The 19006-nt window shown below is 75.1% G+C and carries 17 protein-coding genes; 9 read left to right on the top strand and 8 right to left on the bottom strand.

Annotated features, from left to right (window positions below):
• Positions 1-6: 6 nt before the first annotated feature.
• The 5 genes from IF01_RS0115515 to IF01_RS0115495 all read right to left on the bottom strand — a co-directional run bounded on the left by IF01_RS0115515 (position 7) and on the right by IF01_RS0115495 (position 4505).
• On the bottom strand, positions 7-1440 hold the full coding sequence (locus tag IF01_RS0115515) for a VMAP-C domain-containing protein (RefSeq protein ID WP_157855239.1): 1434 nt from the start codon (positions 1438-1440) through the stop codon (positions 7-9).
• Positions 1441-1513: 73 nt separating this feature from the next.
• Positions 1514-2491: a trypsin-like peptidase domain-containing protein gene (locus IF01_RS0115510; protein ID WP_157855238.1), complete on the bottom strand. Its 978-nt coding sequence runs from the start codon at positions 2489-2491 to the stop codon at positions 1514-1516.
• Positions 2492-2493: 2 nt separating this feature from the next.
• Positions 2494-2982 (bottom strand): CU044_2847 family protein, encoded by a 489-nt coding sequence (locus IF01_RS48275; RefSeq protein WP_051755387.1) that lies wholly within the window; start codon positions 2980-2982, stop codon positions 2494-2496.
• 147 nt (positions 2983-3129) lie between these two features.
• Positions 3130-3975, bottom strand: coding sequence for an alpha/beta fold hydrolase (locus tag IF01_RS0115500; protein WP_063764218.1), 846 nt, complete (start codon positions 3973-3975; stop codon positions 3130-3132).
• A 155-nt stretch (positions 3976-4130) separates the two neighbouring features.
• Positions 4131-4505: a DUF6401 family natural product biosynthesis protein gene (locus IF01_RS0115495; protein ID WP_244215516.1), complete on the bottom strand. Its 375-nt coding sequence runs from the start codon at positions 4503-4505 to the stop codon at positions 4131-4133.
• 176 nt (positions 4506-4681) lie between these two features.
• On the opposite strand from IF01_RS0115495, the gene IF01_RS0115490 reads away from it, so the two are divergent.
• The 5 genes from IF01_RS0115490 to IF01_RS0115470 all read left to right on the top strand — a co-directional run bounded on the left by IF01_RS0115490 (position 4682) and on the right by IF01_RS0115470 (position 9512).
• Positions 4682-5617 carry an LLM class F420-dependent oxidoreductase gene (locus IF01_RS0115490; RefSeq protein WP_030393988.1) on the top strand — a complete coding sequence of 312 codons (936 nt, stop codon included), beginning with the start codon at positions 4682-4684 and terminating at the stop codon, positions 5615-5617.
• A 248-nt stretch (positions 5618-5865) separates the two neighbouring features.
• The gene (locus tag IF01_RS41775) at positions 5866-6624 is read left to right on the top strand and encodes an AAA family ATPase (RefSeq protein WP_106981211.1); all 759 of its coding nucleotides are present in this window, start codon (positions 5866-5868) and stop codon (positions 6622-6624) included.
• 308 nt (positions 6625-6932) lie between these two features.
• Positions 6933-7952, top strand: coding sequence for a zinc metalloprotease (locus IF01_RS0115480; RefSeq protein ID WP_030393987.1), 1020 nt, complete (start codon positions 6933-6935; stop codon positions 7950-7952).
• 186 nt (positions 7953-8138) lie between these two features.
• On the top strand, positions 8139-8609 hold the full coding sequence (locus tag IF01_RS0115475; RefSeq protein ID WP_030393986.1) for a universal stress protein: 471 nt from the start codon (positions 8139-8141) through the stop codon (positions 8607-8609).
• A gap of 48 nt (positions 8610-8657) precedes the next feature.
• Positions 8658-9512: a DNA-formamidopyrimidine glycosylase family protein gene (locus IF01_RS0115470; protein WP_030393985.1), complete on the top strand. Its 855-nt coding sequence runs from the start codon at positions 8658-8660 to the stop codon at positions 9510-9512.
• 10 nt (positions 9513-9522) lie between these two features.
• Here IF01_RS0115470 and IF01_RS0115465 read toward each other — a convergent pair whose 3' ends face one another.
• From IF01_RS0115465 to IF01_RS0115455, 3 genes are all read right to left on the bottom strand, one after another.
• Positions 9523-10158, bottom strand: coding sequence for a nucleoside/nucleotide kinase family protein (locus IF01_RS0115465; protein ID WP_030393984.1), 636 nt, complete (start codon positions 10156-10158; stop codon positions 9523-9525).
• 70 nt (positions 10159-10228) lie between these two features.
• Positions 10229-11521, bottom strand: coding sequence for an outer membrane protein assembly factor BamB family protein (locus IF01_RS0115460; RefSeq protein ID WP_030393983.1), 1293 nt, complete (start codon positions 11519-11521; stop codon positions 10229-10231).
• 101 nt (positions 11522-11622) lie between these two features.
• Positions 11623-11961 (bottom strand): DUF4326 domain-containing protein, encoded by a 339-nt coding sequence (locus IF01_RS0115455; protein ID WP_030393982.1) that lies wholly within the window; start codon positions 11959-11961, stop codon positions 11623-11625.
• Between the two features lie 183 nt (positions 11962-12144).
• On the opposite strand from IF01_RS0115455, the gene IF01_RS0115450 reads away from it, so the two are divergent.
• The 4 genes from IF01_RS0115450 to IF01_RS0115435 all read left to right on the top strand — a co-directional run bounded on the left by IF01_RS0115450 (position 12145) and on the right by IF01_RS0115435 (position 18728).
• Positions 12145-14604: a SpoIIE family protein phosphatase gene (locus tag IF01_RS0115450; RefSeq protein ID WP_030393981.1), complete on the top strand. Its 2460-nt coding sequence runs from the start codon at positions 12145-12147 to the stop codon at positions 14602-14604.
• Positions 14605-14772: 168 nt separating this feature from the next.
• Positions 14773-16518 (top strand): sensor histidine kinase, encoded by a 1746-nt coding sequence (locus tag IF01_RS50990; RefSeq protein WP_279617262.1) that lies wholly within the window; start codon positions 14773-14775, stop codon positions 16516-16518.
• Positions 16519-16603: 85 nt separating this feature from the next.
• Entirely contained in the window at positions 16604-17272 is a 669-nt protein-coding gene (locus tag IF01_RS0115440; protein WP_030393979.1) for a response regulator, read from the top strand.
• Between the two features lie 694 nt (positions 17273-17966).
• Complete coding sequence (locus IF01_RS0115435) at positions 17967-18728, top strand: LysM peptidoglycan-binding domain-containing protein (protein WP_037779912.1); 762 nt, start codon at positions 17967-17969, stop codon at positions 18726-18728.
• The last annotated feature ends 278 nt before the right edge of the window (positions 18729-19006 follow it).

The following is a 19006-nucleotide window of genomic DNA, read 5'->3' as shown; positions in this document are numbered from 1 at the left end:
TCGCGCTCATTCGGCCATCCCCTCGTAGGGGTAGTCCTGGTCCGGGTCGACGCAGTCGGGATCGTCCCAGACCAGCGTGAGCGTTCGGTCCGGGGGCGGGGTCGGGTCCCGCACCCTTTTTCGGTGCTTGAGGACGGTGTAGGGCAGTTCGGCCAGCCGGGTGGGTTCGTGCTTCCGGAGGTCCTTCAGGAGGGTCTCCTTGCCTCCGGCGACCCGTCGCCAGAGCAGCACGGGCACACCGTCGAGATACATCGCGTCGTCCACTGCGCGTTGCATCGCGGGGTCGAGCTGCTCGTACGGGACATCGAGGCCCATGCAGGAGAGCTCGTGTTGATCAAAGATCCAGTCCGGTAGACCGGCTGCGTCGGCCGGACCGAGTGGCGGCCAGCCGATTCGCTTGAGGACCTCGGTCGGATCGGCTCCGTGGGTCCCGAGGTACTTCCAGCGTTTCCGCCAGTCACTCCGGTCAAGGTTGTAGTCGGAGTACCGTTCGAGCTGTCGGACCACCACCGGGTGCTGCTGGCCCAAGTGCCGGTCGGCGGTTCCGGTGGACCAGAGTTCGGCGGCGTACCCGAGGAGGGAACGCGGTAGCAGGAACTCGATCCGGACCGGGGCGTTCGGATCGAGGAGCGCCAGTCGCAGTTGCTCCCAGGCCGTCAGTCGCCCGCCGCCGGAGGCGAACAGCTCGCTCCTGGTGAACATCTCCTTGTCGCGGTGGCGGCCGACCCGCCGGAACTGCCCGCCGGCCAGCGGCTGGCGGTAGTAGGCGACGATCAGGCGGTACAGCGGGTCGCCGGTGTCCGGCGGGCTCTCCTCGTCGAGTCGAATCTGGACGATCAGCCGCTCGCGGGGGCCCGCCGCCGGGGCGGGCGCTCGGTCGGCATGGGAGGCGAGGAACCGGCGCAGAACCGGGAGCGATTGTTTCCGAGTGGCTTCGAGATGGTCGCCGAGCGCGCGGAGGAAGACGATCAGCGGGCCGAGCAGGTTGTCGTCGATCCGGCTGACGAGGAGGTCCAGGATTTTGGGCAGGTTCATCCCCGCCGTGTTGCGCTCCCGCAGCCCCGGGACGTCCTCCGGCAGGTGGCGGGCCGGCTCCGTCGGCTCCTCGATTGAGCTCAACTCAAGTATCACCTGGAGAAGTTCGCTACATGGAAGGTCGTCTCCGCTCTTCAGGACCCGCAGGACGAGCGCCAGCCATTCCCCTGCGCGCCTTTCCGGAGCCAGCGCCTCCAGTGCCTCGGCGAGGGAGTCCAGCGCGGTCCACGGATCGAGGGAGGTACGGATTGCTCGGAGGATCTCCCGAACGTGCAAATTCGGGGTGTAGTCCGCGCGGATGCCGGCCTTGATGCCGAGGGTCTTCGGTGACGTGTTCATCTCCCTCAGGACATCCTGGCGGAAGGTGAAATCGTACATCTGGTCGAAGCAGAAAATGATCTCCACGAGGACGTCCTCCGCCCCCGCCGGCCACGGCCCCCCGCCGCCCGGGGGCACGAACGGTGTCGCGCGCATCCGGCTAGCCGTCCTCCCGCTCGCCGAGGGCGCGCCCGACCACGGCGTCGAGTGCGTCGAGGGCGCCGTCGTCCGGGGCGAGTTCGGCCATCGCGGTCCGCAGTGCCCGCAGGGCCGCCCGGCCGTCGCGGAAGCTGCGGCAGGCGCGCACGATCTGGTGCAGATGGGTGCGGCGGTCGGGGCGTTCCTCGGCCTCGAAGGAGTGTGTCAGGCCGAGGTGCACGCCCATGGTGTCGAGCAGGTCGTAGCGGCCGTCGGCGCGGCGCAGCAGCTCGAAGGCCATCAGGGCGTCGACCAGCTCGCCGGGCCCGGGCGGCGCGGGCGGCGGAGGCGGTGGTCCGGGCGGGGCGACGCCCGCCGTACCCAGCAAGGCGGTCAGCGCGCCCACCGGGGTGTACCAGCCGCCCGCGTCCAGCTGGAAGGCGCGGCTGCCCTTGAGCACACCCCGCACCAGGCCGTCCCCGTCGACCAGCATGCTGCCGCTGTGCCCCTCGCGGATGCCGTCGCCGCGCACACCGAGGTACCGGTCCGCGAGGCCGACGACCCGCAGTCGAAGGGTGTCGGGCCGGGCGCCGGGGCCCGGCGTGTGCGTGGAGTACCCGAGGGCGGTCAGGACGGTGTCCGGTTCGGCCTCGGCGGCCGCGAGCCGGACCACCGGGTGGCCGGTCCAGTCGGGGACGCCGAGCAGGGCGAGGTCGGGGAAGGGGTAGTGGCCCTTGCCGTTGCCACTGCTGCCGCCGCCGTCCTCGCCCGTCTCCGGGGCGAGCCGGATGCGGTCGGCCGGGACGGTGTACTCGCCGGACTCGTGGCGGACGCCCACCGGCTCCGCCGCGCGCGCCGCCGGTGCGACCACGTGCGCGGCGGTGACGGCGAGGCCCGGTGCCACCAGGAAGCCGCTGCCGCGGAAGCCGCCCGCGACGGTGATCACGACGGTGCTGCGGCGCAGTTCCTCGGCCGCGGCGAGGCCGGGCCGCGCGGACACGGTCACTCGGCGTCGGCCGCTCTGGCGGCCGGGGCGCTCGCGCTGTCGGACGCGTTCTGTACGGGCAGACCTGCGGTGGCCGCCGCGGCCTCCTGCTGCCGGCGGCGTTCGGCGAGGTCCCAGGAGAGGCGGACGGTGAGCCCGGCCTCGCTGCCGGCCTCGGCGATGACACCGAGCAACTGGCCGGACTTGACGGCCAGTTTGAGCCCGAACTCGACCTCGAAGGTGTCGGGGGAGCCGGCCTCCCCCTGCGCGATGCTCTCCGCCGCCCAGCGGCCGACGCCCTGGACGGTGCTGCGCACCTGGTCCAGCGTCAGCGCCACGGCCGAACCCAGCTGCCCGGCAGCCCGTCGGCCCCCGCCCCAACCGGCGTCGCCGGAGTCCGCCCAGACGTCCGAAGGGGTCTCCGGGTGCTGGAAGTTCACCTCGCCGATGACCTCGGCCCGGACGGTCGTGCCGTCCCCGAGATCGATCGTCACCGTTTCGGCCATGCGTGTCCGCCCCCTTGGAGATCCCGCCCCCCGACGGTCCCTCACCATACCGGCGTCCTCGCACCGTTTGGCCTGGACGCCCAAGTCGGTTCGGTGGTGCGGGAGTCCGGCCCGGGGCGGGGATGGGCGGGGGGCGGGCGGTGGCGGTCAGGCGTCGGTGGGGAGGGGCCTGGACGGGTGGCCGGCCGGTGGGGCGGTGCGGGGGTAGCGGGGGAGGGGGAGGTCGAGGGCGGCGATGGAGTGGGAGGGGAGGGCGAAGGCGGTCGCTGCCTCCGGCGGGAGGTCGCGCAGGCCGAGGAGGCCGGCGGACAGCCGGGCGGTGGCGCGGTGCCAGTCGTTGATCCGCCGCATCAGGGTGTGGCCGGTGCCGAGGACGGTGTAGCCGCAGACCCTGGCCCCGGCGGCGCGGGCCCGGGCGGCGAAGGCGCGGGTGCCGGCGGGGGAGGTGACCCGGTCGAGGTCGCCGTGCAGCATCAGGACGTCGCGGTCGGCGAGCTGCTCGCACGGGTCCTCGGCCGGGCACCACGGGGCGAGTGCGACGACGCCGGTGACGACGGGGTGGCCGGCGACCCGGAGGGCGGCGCGGCCGCCCATGGAGTGGCCGACCAGCACGGTCGGGACCGGGCCCAGCTCCTCGGCGAGGTCGTCGAGGGCGGCGATCGCGTCCTTGGCGGCGTCGGCCCGCTCGCCGTTCCAGCCCCGGTGTCGGTAGCGGACGGTGCCGACGGCGACCCCGGCGCCCTCGGTCTCCCGGCGCAGCGCGTGCACGAAGCCGGCCATCCGCAGGCCGGCCAGGTTGACCGGGCCCGGGCGGGCGAGGCTGTGCTCCTGGCCGCCGTGCAGGACCAGCACCGCGGCGCCGGGCCGCTCGGGCAGCCCGCGCCAGACCAGCGCGCGGTGCCCGCCGGTTCCGGTACCGGTGCTGGAGCTGTTGCCGTTGCCGTTGCCGGGGGCGCCGCTCCTGCCGTTGCCGCCCGTCCTGATCCCGCTCACGCTGTCCCGTTCCCGCCCGCCGTCCGGGCCGTGCCGCGGACGGCCGTCCGTGCCGTGTGGACCGCCACTGTACGCACGGGGTGCCGGGGTGTTTCCAGCCGTTCTCCGTATTCCGCCCGGACCGCGTGCGCGGACGGTCCCGCAGGACCGGGCGGTCAGGCTGCGAGCAGGCCGTTCTGCCGGACCAGCCAGCAGATCGCGGTCAGCCGGTGCACCGCGAAGTCGTACCCGACCGGCTCGCGCCAGCCGATCTCGGCGAGCCGGTCCAGGAAGCCGCGCGCGTAGTCGGACAGCTCCGCACGGTTCAGCCGCCGCGGCAGCAGCTCCGGTCCCTGCGCGTACAGCAGCTCGCGCAGCTCGGCGGCGTGCTGGTCGACCGCCGCGACGAGGCAGGGCTCGAAGGCGAGCTCGGCCAGCCGGGGGCCGAAGGCGGCGACGATCCCGGGCAGCGGGCAGCCGTCCGGCCGGGGGTGCGGGGCGGCGGAGTCGAAGGGGAGGCGCCGGGGCGACTCGTCGGGCGTGGCGGGCATCCGTCCACGGTAGGCGAGCGCGGCGCCGGGGACGGCGGCCCGGGGAGGAGACCTTGGCCACCCCGGCGCGCGGGTCCGGGTGGACGCCCGGTGCGCGCCCGCCGGACACCGGGCCGACGGCGCCGCTTCCCCGGTTCGGGCGTGGGCACGGGGTGGTCTGTACCAGAATGGCCGGTATGGATCTTCGAATCTTCACCGAACCCCAGCAGGGCGCGAGCTACGACACCCTGCTCCGGGTGGCCAGGACCGCCGAGGAGCTGGGGGCCTTCAGCGCCTTCTTCCGCTCCGACCACTACCTGAAGATGGGCGGCGTCAGCGGCCTGCCCGGCCCGACCGACGCCTGGATCACCCTGGCCGGCCTGGCCCGCGAGACCAGCACGATCCGCCTCGGCACCCTGATGACCGCCGCCACCTTCCGCCTGCCCGGCGTGCTGGCGATCCAGGTCGCCCAGGTCGACGCGATGAGCGGCGGCCGGGTCGAGTTCGGCCTCGGCGCCGGCTGGTACGAGCAGGAGCACGCCGCTTACGGCATCCCGTTCCCGAAGGAGAAGTTCGGCCGGCTGGAGGAGCAGCTGGAGATCGTCACCGGCCTCTGGGGCACCGCACTGGGCGAGACCTTCGACTTCGCCGGCACCTACTACCAGCTGAGCGAGTCGCCCGCGCTGCCCAAGCCGGCCCAGGCGAAGATCCCGGTCCTGGTCGGCGGCACCGGACCGACCCGCACCCCGGCGCTGGCCGCCCGGTTCGCGGACGAGTTCAACCTGCCGTTCGTGTCGGTGGCGGACACGGAGGCCCAGTTCGGCCGGGTCCGGACGGCCGTCGAGCGGGCCGGCCGCAAGGCCGACGACCTGGTGTACTCCAACGCCCTGGTCGCCTGCGTCGGCCGGGACGACGCCGAGGTGGCCCGCCGGGCCGCCGTGATCGGCCGCGACGTCGACGAGCTGAAGGCCAACGGCCTGGCCGGCACCCCGGACGAGGTGGTGGAGAAGATCGGCCGCTACGCCGCCGTCGGCAGCGAGCGGATCTACCTGCAGATGCTGGACCTGGACGACCTGGACCACCTGGAGCTGATCGCCTCCCGGATCGCCCCGCAGCTCGCGCAGCTCGGCTGAGGCGGCTCTCGGCCGGGGTCCTCCGGGTCCCGGCCGAGGTCCTTCCGGATCCCGGCCGGAGGAGGCCGGGTCCCCGGGAACCGCTCGCTGTGACGCGCCCGGAGCGCTTCTGTGACGATCCTGGAGCGATAAAGGCTCGGCCCGGACCCGGTCTGACCATTAGTCTTTACTCTCTCTTGAAGGGGGAAAGCTCCTCGGGAGGAGGGACCGGGAGCACCCGGACCGGTGGGGAAGCAGGGGGAGTGCCGATGTCGGACGTGCAGGTCTTCGGGGCGGCTCGCGACCGGGCCGCGGCCCGCGACGGGGCAGCCCGCGACCGGGTGGTTCGTGACCGGGCGGCCCGCGACCGGGCGGTCCGCACCGTGCCGCGCCCCGGCTGCCGGGAGCTCGCGGCGGAGCCGTCGGCCGGCGTGCTGCGCCCGCGCGGCCTCCAGGACCTCCGCTCCGGTCGCGGTCCGGCTGCCGCGCCGAGTGCCCTGCGGTACCCGGCGGGCGACCTGCTGGTGGTCTCCGGGCTGCCGGGCAGCGGCAAGAGCACGCTCATGCGCCGCTGCGTACGGGCGCCGATCGTGGACTCGCAGCTGGTCCGCGAGGAGTACGCCTCCCGCGTCCCGTCCTGGCTGCCGTACGCCCTGTACCGCCCGCTGGTGCGCCTCGCGCACTACCGGCGGCTGCGGCGCGCGGTGCTCGCCGGCGGGCCGCTCACCGTGCACGACTGCGGGGCGGTGCCGTACGTGCGGCAGTGGCTGGCGCGGACCGCCGAGCGGCAGGGGCGCCGGGTGCACCTGATCCTGCTGGACGCCAGTGCCGAGGAGGCCCGCGACGGTCAGCGGGCGCGGGGCCAGGCCGTCTCCGCGTACGCCTTCGCCCGGCACCGGGACGCCGCGCACCGGCTGCGCCGCCGCCTGGCCGGGACGGGGCGGCCGCCGGCGGGCTGTGCGTCGGCCGTGGTACTCGACCGGGCCGGTGCGCGTGCCCTGCGGGAGATCGTCTTCGCGGCGTCGTAGTCTCGCCGGAGGCGGTCCGGGCGCCCGGTTCACCCCGTTCGTCCCGTCCCGCCGGTGGCGCGCCGCGCCGCGGGGCAGACGGGGTGTCACGTTTCGGACAGACCGGGGCCGGTACTGTGCGCATGCGCGCGACGGGAAATGCTCCATGTGCGGTGCCGTTCGACCGCTCAAACTTCCGGATTATGTCCGATTTGCCGTCAGAAGTTCCAGGCCGGAACATGTCTGACGCGTACACGCGACCCTGCGTAGCCTGTGGCTCGGCGGCCCCCCTCAACCGCCGTCCCCCACCACCCCCCTCAGGAGCGCAGATGCGTCGTTCCGCCCGTGTTTCCTCGCGTGCCACCGGCAGATTCCTCGGCGCGGCCGCCGTCGCCGCCGCCCTCGGGCTCACCCAGTTCGCGGCCCCGGCCGCGTTCAGCACCGCCAGTGCGGCCGCCAAGGCCCCGACCTCCACCGAGTGCAGCACCGGCGAAGCGGCCCAGGCCCAGGACTCCGCCGCCCGCAAGCCCGCCGGACACCCCGCCGGCCAGGAGCCCAACGCCGTCACCGACGCCCAGGCCAAGGCGATGGACAGCGACCTCCAGGGCCGACTGGCCCAGCTGGCGCACTCCGCCCAGGGCAACACCCTGCTGGCGCCCGGCGAGCTGGCCGCCACCACGACCGTCCCGGTGTACGTGCACGTCGTCCACTCGGGCACCACCGGCAAGCTGTCGGCGGCCACCGTCTCCAAGCAGATCGACGTCCTCAACGCCGCCTACAGCGGCCAGGGCACCGGCAACACCGCGAGCCAGTTCCGGTTCCAGCTGGTGGCCACCGACTACACCGACAACTCCACCTGGTACAACGGCGTCAGCCCGGGCTCCAGCGCCGAGAAGGCGATGAAGAGCAAGCTGCGCAAGGGCGCGGCCAACGCCCTCAACCTCTACACCGCCAAGCTCGGCCAGTCCCTGCTCGGCTGGGCGACGTTCCCCAGCTCCTACCGCTCCAACCCGACCGACGACGGTGTGGTCATCCTCGACTCCTCGTTCCCCGGTGGCTCCTCCACCAACTACAACGAGGGCGACACCGCCACCCACGAGGTCGGCCACTGGCTCGGGCTCTACCACACCTTCCAGGGCGGCTGCTCCGGCCAGGGCGACTACGTGGCCGACACCCCCGCCGAGCAGAGCGCGGCCTACCAGTGCCCGGCCGGCCGGGACACCTGCACGGCCACCGGTGTCGACCCGATCCACAACTTCATGGACTACACCTACGACTCCTGCATGACCCAGTTCACCCCGGGCCAGGTCGCCCGGATGGCGAACTCCTGGGCTGCCTACCGGGCCTGACGGGCCCCTCGGCCCGAACGGGCCGCACCCCGAGACGCTGGCGGGTGCGTGGCGACTGCGCCGCGCACCCGCCAGTACCAGTTCCGGCGCGGCCATGACCGGGCGAATGTCCGGGTTGATCTAAGTTTGGCGGGATACGAGCAGGTCGGACGAGCCGGTCGAACCCGTCGAGCAAGGAGCAGCGGCATGGCCAACAGCGCCAACCCCAGGATCGTCGTCGGTGTGGACGGCTCGCCCGCCTCGGAGCAGGCCCTGCGCTGGGCGGTCGACTACGCGCGGCTGGCCGGCGGCACCGTCCACGCCGTCGCCGCCTGGGAGTACCCGGCGTTCTACGGCTTCGGCGGGGCGAGCGTGCCCGCGCCCGAGTTCAACCCCGAGGAGCTCGCCGGCCGGATCCTCTCCGAGGCCGTCGCCCAGGTCGCCGGAGCGCGGCCCGAGGTGCCCGTCGTCGAATCGGTGCTGCCGGGCAACGCCGCCCAGGCCCTGCTGGAGGCCTCCGGCGCCGCCGTGCTGCTGGTGGTCGGCAGCCGCGGCCGGGGCGGGTTCGCCGGCGCCCTGCTCGGCTCGGTCAGCCGGCACGTCACCGAGCACGCCACCTGCCCGGTGGTCGTGGTCCGCCACGGCGTGGCCGGCGGCACGGCCGGCCACGCCGGGTGACCGGAGGGCGGTGGCACGGCGGACCGCCGCGCCGGGGAGGATGGACCCGTGCCCGAAGGTGACTCTGTCTTCCGCGTGGCGACCCGGCTGCGCGCCGTCCTCGCCGGGCAGGTGCTGACCGCCGCCGAACTGCGCGTGCCCGCCCACGCCACCGCCGTCCTCGCCGGACGCCGGGTGCTGGAGGTCGTCCCGCGCGGCAAGCACCTGCTCATCCGCCTCGAAGGCGCCGGCCGCTCCGAAGGCGGTCTCACCCTCCACACCCACCTGCGGATGGACGGCCGCTGGTCGGTGTTCGCCCCCGGCGAGCGCTGGACCGGCGGCCCGCCCGCACAGATCCGCGTCGTCCTCGGCACCGGGCTCGGCACCGCCGTCGGCTACCGCCTGCCCGTCGTCGAGCTGCTGCGCACCGCCGACGAGCAGCGCGTGGTCGGCCACCTCGGACCCGACCTGCTCGGGCCGGACTGGGACCGGGCCGAAGCCGTCCGCCGCCTCCGCGCCGACCCCGCCCGGCCGCTCGGCCAGGCCCTGCTCGACCAGCGGAACCTCGCCGGTATCGGCAATGTGTACGCCAACGAACTGTGCTACCTGGCCGGGGTCACCCCGTGGACGCCGGTCGGCGCACTCCCGAACCTCGACCGACTGGCCGCCCGCGCCCACCAACTGCTGGAGGCCAACCGGCTGCGCCCCGGCCACATCACCACCGGCGACACCCGCCGCGGCCGGGGTCACTGGGTCTACGACCGCGCGGGCCGCCCCTGCGCCCGCTGCGGCACCCTGGTCCTGACCGCCCAGCACGGCACCCCACCGCAGGACCGCCCGGCCTACTGGTGCCCGTACTGCCAGCGCGGCCCGGCCCCCCAGGGCCGCGGCCCGACCCCACGCGGCCGGCGCCCCCACCGCTGAGGCCCCGGCCTCAGGCCTGCTCGACCAGGGCCGGGTGGCGGGGGTCGTCGAGGCGGACGGTCAGGTCGGCGGCTTCGGTGGGGACGGTCTCCGCCGCGTAGCGGGCGAAGGCGGGGAGGGTCCACTGCTCCTCCGGTGGGGTCCGGCGTTGCAGGGCGGCGGGGGAGAGGGCCAGGTGGACGGTCAGTTCCAGGGGGAGCCAGCGGCCGAGGAGCAGTGCGCCGTCCAGCAGCAGGACCCCGCCGGCGGGCAGCTCGGTGTAGGGGGCGCGGGTGGCGCGGTCGGTCACCGGGTCCCGCAGGGACGGGAGCACCCGGCCGTCGCCGCCCGGTTCGAGTGGGTCCAGGACCTCGCGGAGCAGTGCCCCGTCGTCGAGCCACAGGTCGTGGTAGGCGTCCGCATCGTGTTTGCCGTACTCCAGCCGGACCGAGGCCGGGCGGAGGAAGCCGGCCGCCGGGACGCGCAGCGTCGGCAGGCCGCGCAGGCGCAGCGGTTCGACCAGGGCGTCCGCGAGCTCCCCGGGGCGGGCGGCCGGGGCGCCGTCCACGGCCACCCGGAGGCGGCGGTCGCCGGCCCCCGGGAGGGCGGCGATCCGGTCGGCGAGCAGCTCGACGAGGCGGTCGGGCGAGATCGGGCGAATCGGCACGGCGTCATCCTGCGGTCGGGGAGCCAGCGGGCCTGGGAGGTCGGCGTTCGTCGTCGAAGGGGGCGGCCGTTCAGGGGACGGGCAGCTCGCCCAGGCAGTACAGGGTGGTGTCGTGGCCCGCGTAGAGCCGGGTCCCGTCGCTGGCGACCGACCAGACGTCGACGCCCGGGCCGGTGTCGGTGAAAATCGTGGACAGTCGGCCCTTCTCCGCCTCGACGACGACGACGCCCGCGTCGGCCGGGCCCGGTACGAGCAGTCCGGAGCTGAGCAGCAGCGGCTGGCAGCGGCGGTCCAGTCGGAACGGCAGCTGGCACTGCCAGGTCTGCTCGCCGCTGCCCGCCTCGTGCGCGGTGATCAGGCCGTTGTCGCGCGGCACGTACACCCGGTAGCTGTCGCTGAGTGGCGGCAGGACGCGCCACTCCTCGCCCGGGCCGGGGCGCACCGACCAGCGCGGCGTGCCGTCCTCCATGCGCAGGGCCTGGACGCCGGCGGCCCCGGGGGTCGGCAGGTAGACGTGCCGCTGGTCCATCATCGACCAGGCCGGGGCGGAGCCCGCGGTGGTCCAGAGCCGCCGCCCGGTGGTGCCGTCCACCAGCGACGTGCCGGCGCTCGGGTCGGTGCCCCAGGTGAGGAGCCGGCCGCCGATGGGCAGCACGGTGACGGCGTTCTCGCCGCGCTCCGCGAACGGGCGGGACCAGAGCAGGCCGTTGCCGGTGACGTCCAGGGCGAACAGGGTGCCCCGGGTGTCGCCCCGGCTCCCGACCGTGCCGTAGACCTGCGCGCCGTCGCTGCCGTAGAGGGTGATCTGCTCGCCCAGCTCGGGCGGGAGCGGCTGGCTCCAGCCGGCCGCCGGGCCGGTCAGCGCGCGGGCGTCCACATGGCCGGTCGAGGTGGTGAAGAGCCGCCCCGCCCCGACGATCAGCGGTGAGTCCTCCGGCCGGCCCCTGAGCGCCGGCTCCTCGACGTTGCCGACCACGGCGCCGGTCGCCGCGTCGAGGATCCGCAAGCCCTTGGCCGTCACGTAGGCGGGCGCGAACAGCCGGCCGTTCAGCCGGCCCGGCGTCATCGGCTCCGACCCCCGGTACACCCAGAGCGGCTCGGACCCGTACAGCTTGCTGGGCAGCGGCTGCGGCTTCGGTGTCTCGGACGCGGAACCGCCCGCCCGCCGGGACACCCCCCAGACGGCGGCGCCCGCCGCCAGCACCCCGGCACCGATCAGCAACCGCCGCCGGCTCGGCCGGGGCCCGCCGCCGTCCTCACCACCGCTCACCACGTCGGCGGGCGCGGTCGTCCCGCCCTCGTCCTCGCCGTCCCACCGCCAGGACGCCTCGCCCGCCGATCGGTCGGCCGGTGTGCTCCCCATACTTCGCCACTCGTCTTCCCCCGGGGCAGCCGTCGCGCTGCACTGTCCACGGAGAATACCCAAGCCGCACGGCCGAGCGGCCCCTGCGGGCGGTCCCGGGCTCAGCCGGGGAGGCCGTGGTCGGCGAGGTCGGCCAGGACGTCCGCGTGGCAGGGCAGTGGGGCGCACCAGCAGGCCAGGCGGTGCCCGCGCAGCTCGGGAACGAGGGCCAGCAGGTCGGGGCGGGCCAGCAGGTACGCCCGGTACTTCCGCAGCATCTCCTCGCGCGGGAGCCCGGGGCCCGGGCGGAACGGGCAGTGCAGCGGTGACTCGGGGAGGGACCAGCCGCCGCGGTGCATCGCCCGGCCGACGTAGCGCACGTCGGCGAAGGCCGGGTCGTCGCGGTGGCCCTTGAGATTGACCACGGTGGTCGGGCCGGGGCCCGGGGTGCGGGGCGTCATGGGGACGATGGTGGCGCGGCCGGGGCCGGTGGGCACCCCGGGGCGGGTGGGGTTCACCTTGACAGCCCCTGGGGCCCGGCGTAGCAAGAGAGGATGCGCCAGGGTGTTCCGGCGGACCCGCCCGGTCCGCCTCCCAGCGACGGGGAAACCCGGGCGGTGCGTCCCGACCCGCGCCGTCCCGTGATGGGCGCTGCCCAGGACCCGCTGGGGCCGGCGGGCCGGGACCCGGCGCGGGAGCGGGAGGCCCTGCTGACCTCCGCCGTCCGGACGGTGCTCGGCGGCACCGACGCGCACGGCGCGACCGTCTACCTGCGCTCCCGCGACCGCCGCTCGCTGGTGCTGTGCGCGGTCGCCGGCGTGCCGCTGTCCGTGCTCGGCCCGTTCCGGCGGATCGCCGCCGCCGGTCCGCTGCCGATCGCGGTCACCTACCGCACCGGCCGCACGGTCCTGCTCGCCGACACCGAGGACACCATGCGGCGCTTCCCGCAGCTCGCCGTCGGCCTGCCGTACGACTTCGCCTCCGCCTACGTCCCGGTCCGGGCGGGCGAGGAGGTCTTCGGGGTGCTCGGGATGCTCTGGGCGGCCTCGGACGACGGAGTGCCCGAGGGCGCGCGCCGGCATGTGCGCGCGGTCGCCGCCCGGCTGGGCGCGGGACTGGCCGCGCTGGAGGAGGCCGGGCACCCGGTGGAGCCGAACGGCGAGACCACGGTCGTCGAACTCACCCCGCCGTCCGCGCCGACCACCCGGGTCGGCCTCTTCGACTGGGACGTGGCGCTCGGCGAGGTCGCCGCCGACGACCAGTTCTGCGAGATCTTCGGGCTCGCCCCGGGCGACTTCGACGGCCGGGCCGAGAGCCTGGCCGCCCGGATCGCCCCCGGCGACCTGCCGGAGTTCCGGGCCGCCGTGCGCGGGGCCCTCGACCGGGGCCGGGTGCTCGCCGCGCGGCTGCGGGTGCTGGACCGCGACGGCCACCCCTACCCCGTCGAACTCTGGGCCCGGGTGCCCCGCGACGGCCCCGGGGCCCGCGGGCGCCTGGTCGGCGCCGTGCTCGACACCCGGACCGGCACCGCCGCGGCCGCCGCCGTGGAGCGGCTGCGCGAGGGCGTCTTCTCGCTCGACCCGGACGGCCGGATCACCTACGCCAACCACAGCGTCGAGCTGCTGCTCCAGGCCCGCCGCGAGGACCTCGTCGGCCACCACCCGTGGCAGGTGCTGCCCTGGCTGTCCGACCCGGTGTACGAGAACCGCTACCGCGCCGCGCTGCTCTCCCAGCAGCCCACCGCCTTCCTCGCCCGCCGGCCGCCGGACCACTGGCTGGCCTTCTCGCTCTACCCCGACGCGCACGGCGTCACCGGCCGGGTGGTCGCCGCCGACCCGCCGCCCGACGCCGCCGCCCCGGCCGCCGAACCCTCCCCGCCCGGCACCTGGACCGGCCTCGGCGTCATGTACCACCTGCTCCAGCTGGCCAGCGCGCTGAGCGAGGCGGTCACCGTCCGCGAGGTCTGCCGGGCGGTGGCCGACGAGATCCTCCCGGCCCTCGGCGGACAGGAGCTCGCCATCTACACGATCCGCGAGAAGCACCTGCACCTGGTCTCGCAGAGCGGCTACCCGGACGGCTTCCTCGACCGCTTCGAGGGCACCCCGGTCGGCGCCCGGGTGCCCGGGGCCGAGACGCTCAGCACCGGCACCCCGATCTTCTTCGAGAACGTCGGACAGCTCGCCGCCGCCTACCCCGGACTGGCGCTGGACGACATGGGCGCCTGGGCGTTCCTGCCGCTGATCGCCTCCGGCCACCCGGTCGGCAGCTGCATCCTCGGCTTCGACCGGCCCCGCCCGTTCACCCTGGAGGAGCGCGGCCTGCTCACCGCGCTGGCCGGCTTCATCGCCCAGGCCCTGGAGCGCGCCCGGCTGTACGACGCCGAGTTCACCCTCGCCCGGGGCCTCCAGCAGGCGCTGCTCCCGCACCGGCTGCCGCGCCTGGACGGGATCCGGATCGCGGCCCGCTACCTGCCCGGCACCCAGGGCATGGAGATCGGCGGTGACTGGTACGACGCCATCGTCACCGGGCGGGACCTCTGCCTGGTCATCGGCGACGTCGAGGGCCACAGCGTCGGCGCCGCCGCCACCATGGGCCAGCTGCGCAGCGCCGTGCGGGCCTTCGCCACCGGCGGCGTCCCGCCGGACGAGGTGCTCGCCCGGACCAATCAGCTGCTGCTCGACCTCGACCCCGGACTGCTCGCCAGCTGCTGCCTGGTCCGCCTCACCCCGGGGGAGGGCACCGCCCTGCTCGCCCGGGCCGGCCACCTGCCGCCGGTGCTGCGCCACCCGGACGGCCGGGCCGAGGCGCTGGACGTGCCGGGCGGGCCGCTGCTCGGCGTCGACCAGCACGCCGTGTACCCGGTCAGCGACCTGCGGCTGGAGCCGGGCTCGGTGCTCGCCCTGTACACCGACGGCCTGGTCGAGGACCCGGCGGTGGAGATCGACGCGGGAGTGGACCGGCTGCGGGCCGCGCTGGCGGGCCCGGAGGTCGGCCGGCTGATCGCGGCGGCCGGGCTGGACGGCCTGGCCGACCGGGTGCTGCGGGAGGTCGGCTCCACGCACCGGGTCGACGACGTGGCACTGATGCTCACCGGGTACCGCTGACTGCCGGCGCGGGAAGCGCGGCGTACGCGGGGTACGTGGGGCAGGCGGGGCAGCGGAGTGCGCGGGGCCCCGCCGGGCCGTCCCGGCGGACCGGGAACGACTTTCGTCGGAGCCTGTGGCGACGAACGATGACGGCGGTGACCAGGGGCGATTCGTTAGCCTCGACGGGTGGACGTCATAGCGAGAGCCTGGTCGAAGGCGGTTCGAACGGCACTGCCCGGGCCCTGGCGGTTCGGGCTGGTGGTCCGCGAGCTGGTGGGAGCGCTGCTGATCGCCGGGCTGGCCGCGCCGATCGAGGTGCTCAGCGGCACCGGGCTGGCCCTGCCAATGGCGGTGGCCTCCGGCCTCGTCTTCCTGGTGCGCCGGGGACTGCCCGCGACCGCCCTGGTGCTCACCGCGGTGGCCAGCGGCCTCGGCGGCGGCACGCTGCCGCTGCTGGTCTGCGTCGGCTGGTCGGCCGGTGCCAGGATCCGCCGGGTCGGGGTGCTGGCCGGTTCGTTCGCCGCCGGCTGGGCGCTGATGACCCTGTTCGGGGTGCTCAAGGACGCCGGGCAGGTCCCGGTCAAGCTGATCGTCGGCTTCTCGCTGGGCGGCTACCTGCTGCTCGCCGTGCTGCCCGCGCTCTGGGGCCGGTACCGGGCGCAGCGCCGGGCGCTGACCGACGCGCTGCGCGAGCGCAACGAGCAGCTGGTGCGCGAGCACGCGATGATCGCGCACCAGGCGCGGCTGCGCGAGCGGCACCGGATCGCCCAGGACATGCACGACAGCCTGGGCCACCAGCTGGCCCTGATCTCGGTGCACACGGGGGCACTGGAGGTCGACCGGACGCTCACCGACCGGCAGCGCGAGGCGGTCGGGGTGCTGCGGCTGGCCGCGGTCGGGGCGATGCGGGAGCTGCGGGAGGTGGTCGGCGTGCTGCACGACGAGTCGACGGCGCTCCCGCCGGGACCGGGGCCCGGGCAGGCCGCAGTAGTAGGTGTCGGAGCGGGAGCCGGGGCCGGGGGCGTCGGGACCGGGGGTGTGGACGGGATCGAGGGGCTGGTCGAGTCCTCCCGCGCGGCCGGTACATCGGTCTCGCTGCTCCGGGACGGTGAGCGCCGTCCGCTGGCCGCGTCCGCCGGGCACGCGGCGTACCGGGTGGTGCAGGAGGCGCTGACCAACGCGCACAAGCACGCTCCCGGGGCGCCGATCACGGTGGCGCTGCGCTACGAGCCGGACGCGCTGGTGGTGGAGGTGGTGAACCCGGCGGCGCCCGAGCCGGTGGGGGTGCGCGCCGGAGGCGCCGCCCCGGCGGTGGTCAGCGGCGGTCAGGGCCTGACCGGGCTGCGGGAGCGGGCGCGGCTGGTCGGTGGCATGGTGCACGCCGGTCCGACCCCGGGGGCCGGGTTCCGGCTGGCCGCGGTGCTGCCGTACCGGGGCGCGGACGGTGCCGGGGCCCAGGGCGTCGACGCCGCTTCGGCGGCCGGCCCGGAGACCGGGGCCGGGTACCCGGCGGTGGACGCCTGGCCGGGCGGGGTGCCCGGGGCGGCGGCCGGACCGCCGAAGCGGCGCAGCCCGGCGATCGGCTGCGCGGTCGGCGGGGTGGTGGTGCTGGCGGCCGTGCTCGGGCTGCTGGTCTGGGGTGTGGTCGGCTTCGTCCGGGGCGCGGAGGAGTCGACGGTGAAGCGGTCGGTCTACGACAGCGCGGAGCTGGGCACCCCGGAGGCGGAGGTGCGGAAGCAGCTGCCGCGGGGCAGCGAGTTCTTCCTGAAGAACCTGGAGGGCACCGGCCCCACCCCGCCGGAGGGGGCGGACTGTGTCCGCTACCTCTCCGACGACAACGGGGGGACCGCCTGGGGCGAGGACGCCGTCGTCCGGTTCTGCTTCAAGGACGGGGTGCTGGTCGAGAAGCAGCACTACCGGGTGAAGCAGTGAGCGACGGGGATGCCAGGATGGTCCGCGGGGCACCGGCCGGTCCGCCGCCGCACCGTCCGGACCAGTACCAAGGGGATGACCAGCAGTGATCCGAGTCCTCGTCGCCGACGACGAGCCGCTCATCCGGGCCGGGATCAGGATGATCCTGTCCTCCGCCGACGACATCGACGTGGTGGCCGAGGCCGCCGACGGCCGGCAGGCGCTGGAACTGGCCCGCGCGCACCGGGTGGACGTCGTGCTGCTGGACATCCAGATGCCGGTGCTGGACGGCCTGTCGGCGCTCGCCGAGCTGCCGAGGGTCGCCCCCGGCGCGCGGGCGCTGATCCTCACCACCTTCGGGGAGCGCGACAACGTGCTGCGCGCCGTGAGCGACGGCGGCGCCGGCTTCCTGCTGAAGGACACCGCGCCGGCCGAGCTGATCCAGGCCGTCCGGGCGGCCGCCACCGGGCACGCCTTCCTGTCGCCCGCCGCGACCCGGCACATCGTCGACTCGCTGGCGGGCGGCGGGGCGGGGCCGGTCGCGGCGCGCGGTGCCCGGGCCCGGCAGCGGCTGGAGGTGCTGACCGAGCGCGAGCTGGAGGTGCTGGCGCTGCTGGGCGAGGGGCTTTCCAACGCGGACGCCGGGGCCCGGATCCATATGAGCGAGGCGACGGTGAAGACGTACGTCAGCCGGATCCTGGCCAAGCTGGGCTGTGAGAACCGGGTGCAGGCGGCGCTGCTGGCGCGGGACGCGGGGCTGGGCGGCGTGGGCTGAGGGGTGCTGACGGACGTTCGGGCAATGCCGACGGACCGTCCGGTCGAGGGCTGACGGGACGTCCGGTCAGGCGTCGACGGACCGTCCGGTCAGTGGCCGACGGGCCGTTCGGTACGTGCAAGGACGGGTCGTGTGCCATGCGCTGAGCGACTTCTCGCTCACACTCGGTAGTCGGAGTGGCGAACGCCACCTCGCCGGTCGGCGGAACCGGGAACTCCGGTCGGCGAGATGACGGCGCGTCAGTGATCGGTGACGGTAAGTCGACAAAGCGCCCGAACTTTCGGCCGACCCGATGTGAGCGAGCGCACGGAAATCGACCGTTTGGGCCGGGGAATGCGGTCAAAGCCGGTCGTTTCCGGGTCAGTTTCATGATCGATACCGCCGGTAACAGTCGACTGACCTGGGACGACCAAGAATTGCTTGATGCGGCCCGGTAGCGCCCGTAGCTTCTTTGGCGGTGCAACGAGCACCACCCGGGTTCACCCCCGACCCACGGCCCGCCGACCGACCATCGGCACCAGGGCGGTGGCCGTCGACGCGACCGGCCTCAACCGGCAGTCGGCGAGCGGAGGGTGGCCGGGGCGGCACGGCACGTCGGACACGTGTGCGGCCGCCCGTCGAGTGAGGGAGCGAAACCGGCCCCGGCAGGGGTCTGGTTCCGCATGCCTGCCCGGGGCCTGCCGAAAGGACTTCCATGAATCCCCGTCACGAGACCGCCGCTGCCACCCCCGCCGCCACCAAGCGCAACCGCGTTCGGATGGCCGTGGTGGCGGGCGCCGCTGTCGCGGCCCTGCCGGTGGCCGGCCTCGTCACGGCCACCTCGGCCGCTGCCGCCCCGACCTCCGCCTGGGACGCCGTCGCCCAGTGCGAGAGCGGCGGCAACTGGAGCATCAGCACCGGTAACGGCTTCTCCGGCGGACTGCAGTTCACCCCCTCGACCTGGAGGGCGTACGGCGGCGCCGCCTACGCCCCGCAGGCCCACCAGGCGAGCAGGGCGCAGCAGATCGCCGTCGCCGAGAAGGTCCTCGCCTCGCAGGGCCCCGGCGCCTGGCCGGTCTGCTCCGCCAAGGCGGGCCTGAGCCGCGGCGGCGCGCCCGCCGTCGTCGCCGACACGCCCGACCCGGAGCCCAAGGCCCCGCAGCCGGTCAAGCAGCAGCCGGCCAAGGCCGACCAGGCCCCCGCCCAGAGCCAGAAGTCGCCCGCCCGCAAGGCCCCGGCGCAGACCCCGCCGCAGGGCGCCGCGAAGCCCGCCGCGCCCGCCGCCGGGTCCGCCGCTGGGCCCGCCACGCCCGAGAAGGGCTTCACCGGCGGCGGCTACGTCGTCAAGAGCGGCGACACGCTGAGCGGCATCGCCGCCAAGTTCGGCCTCGACACGGCCGGCCTGCACGCCCGGAACATCAAGGCGATCGGTGCCAACCCGAACCTCATTTTCCCGGGTCAGACCCTGTCCTTCTGACCCCCTCGCCGGGTCCCGCACCCCGGTGACCGAACGGCCGCCCTGCCCCCGGGGCGGCCGTTCGGCGTGTCGGGGGCAGGGGTGGGGACGGGGCGGGGGCGCGCGGGCCGGACCCGGCGCGCGGCGGCGTGCGGCGCGCGCCGAGGCCCGCGGATCGAGGCGCGCGGATCGGGGCGTGCCGCCGGTAGTTGAACGTTGAACGCGACGTCCGAATACCGCCGGACTCCAGGGCCGCCACGGCCGAGGATCGAGTCATGTCCACGAACGACACAAGGAGT

The sequence above is a fragment of the Kitasatospora purpeofusca genome (assembly GCF_000718025.1).
GTDB classification, from domain to species: domain Bacteria; phylum Actinomycetota; class Actinomycetes; order Streptomycetales; family Streptomycetaceae; genus Kitasatospora; species Kitasatospora purpeofusca.
Note: the sequence above shows the minus strand (reverse complement) of the source record. Positions and strands in the feature narration are given on the sequence as shown.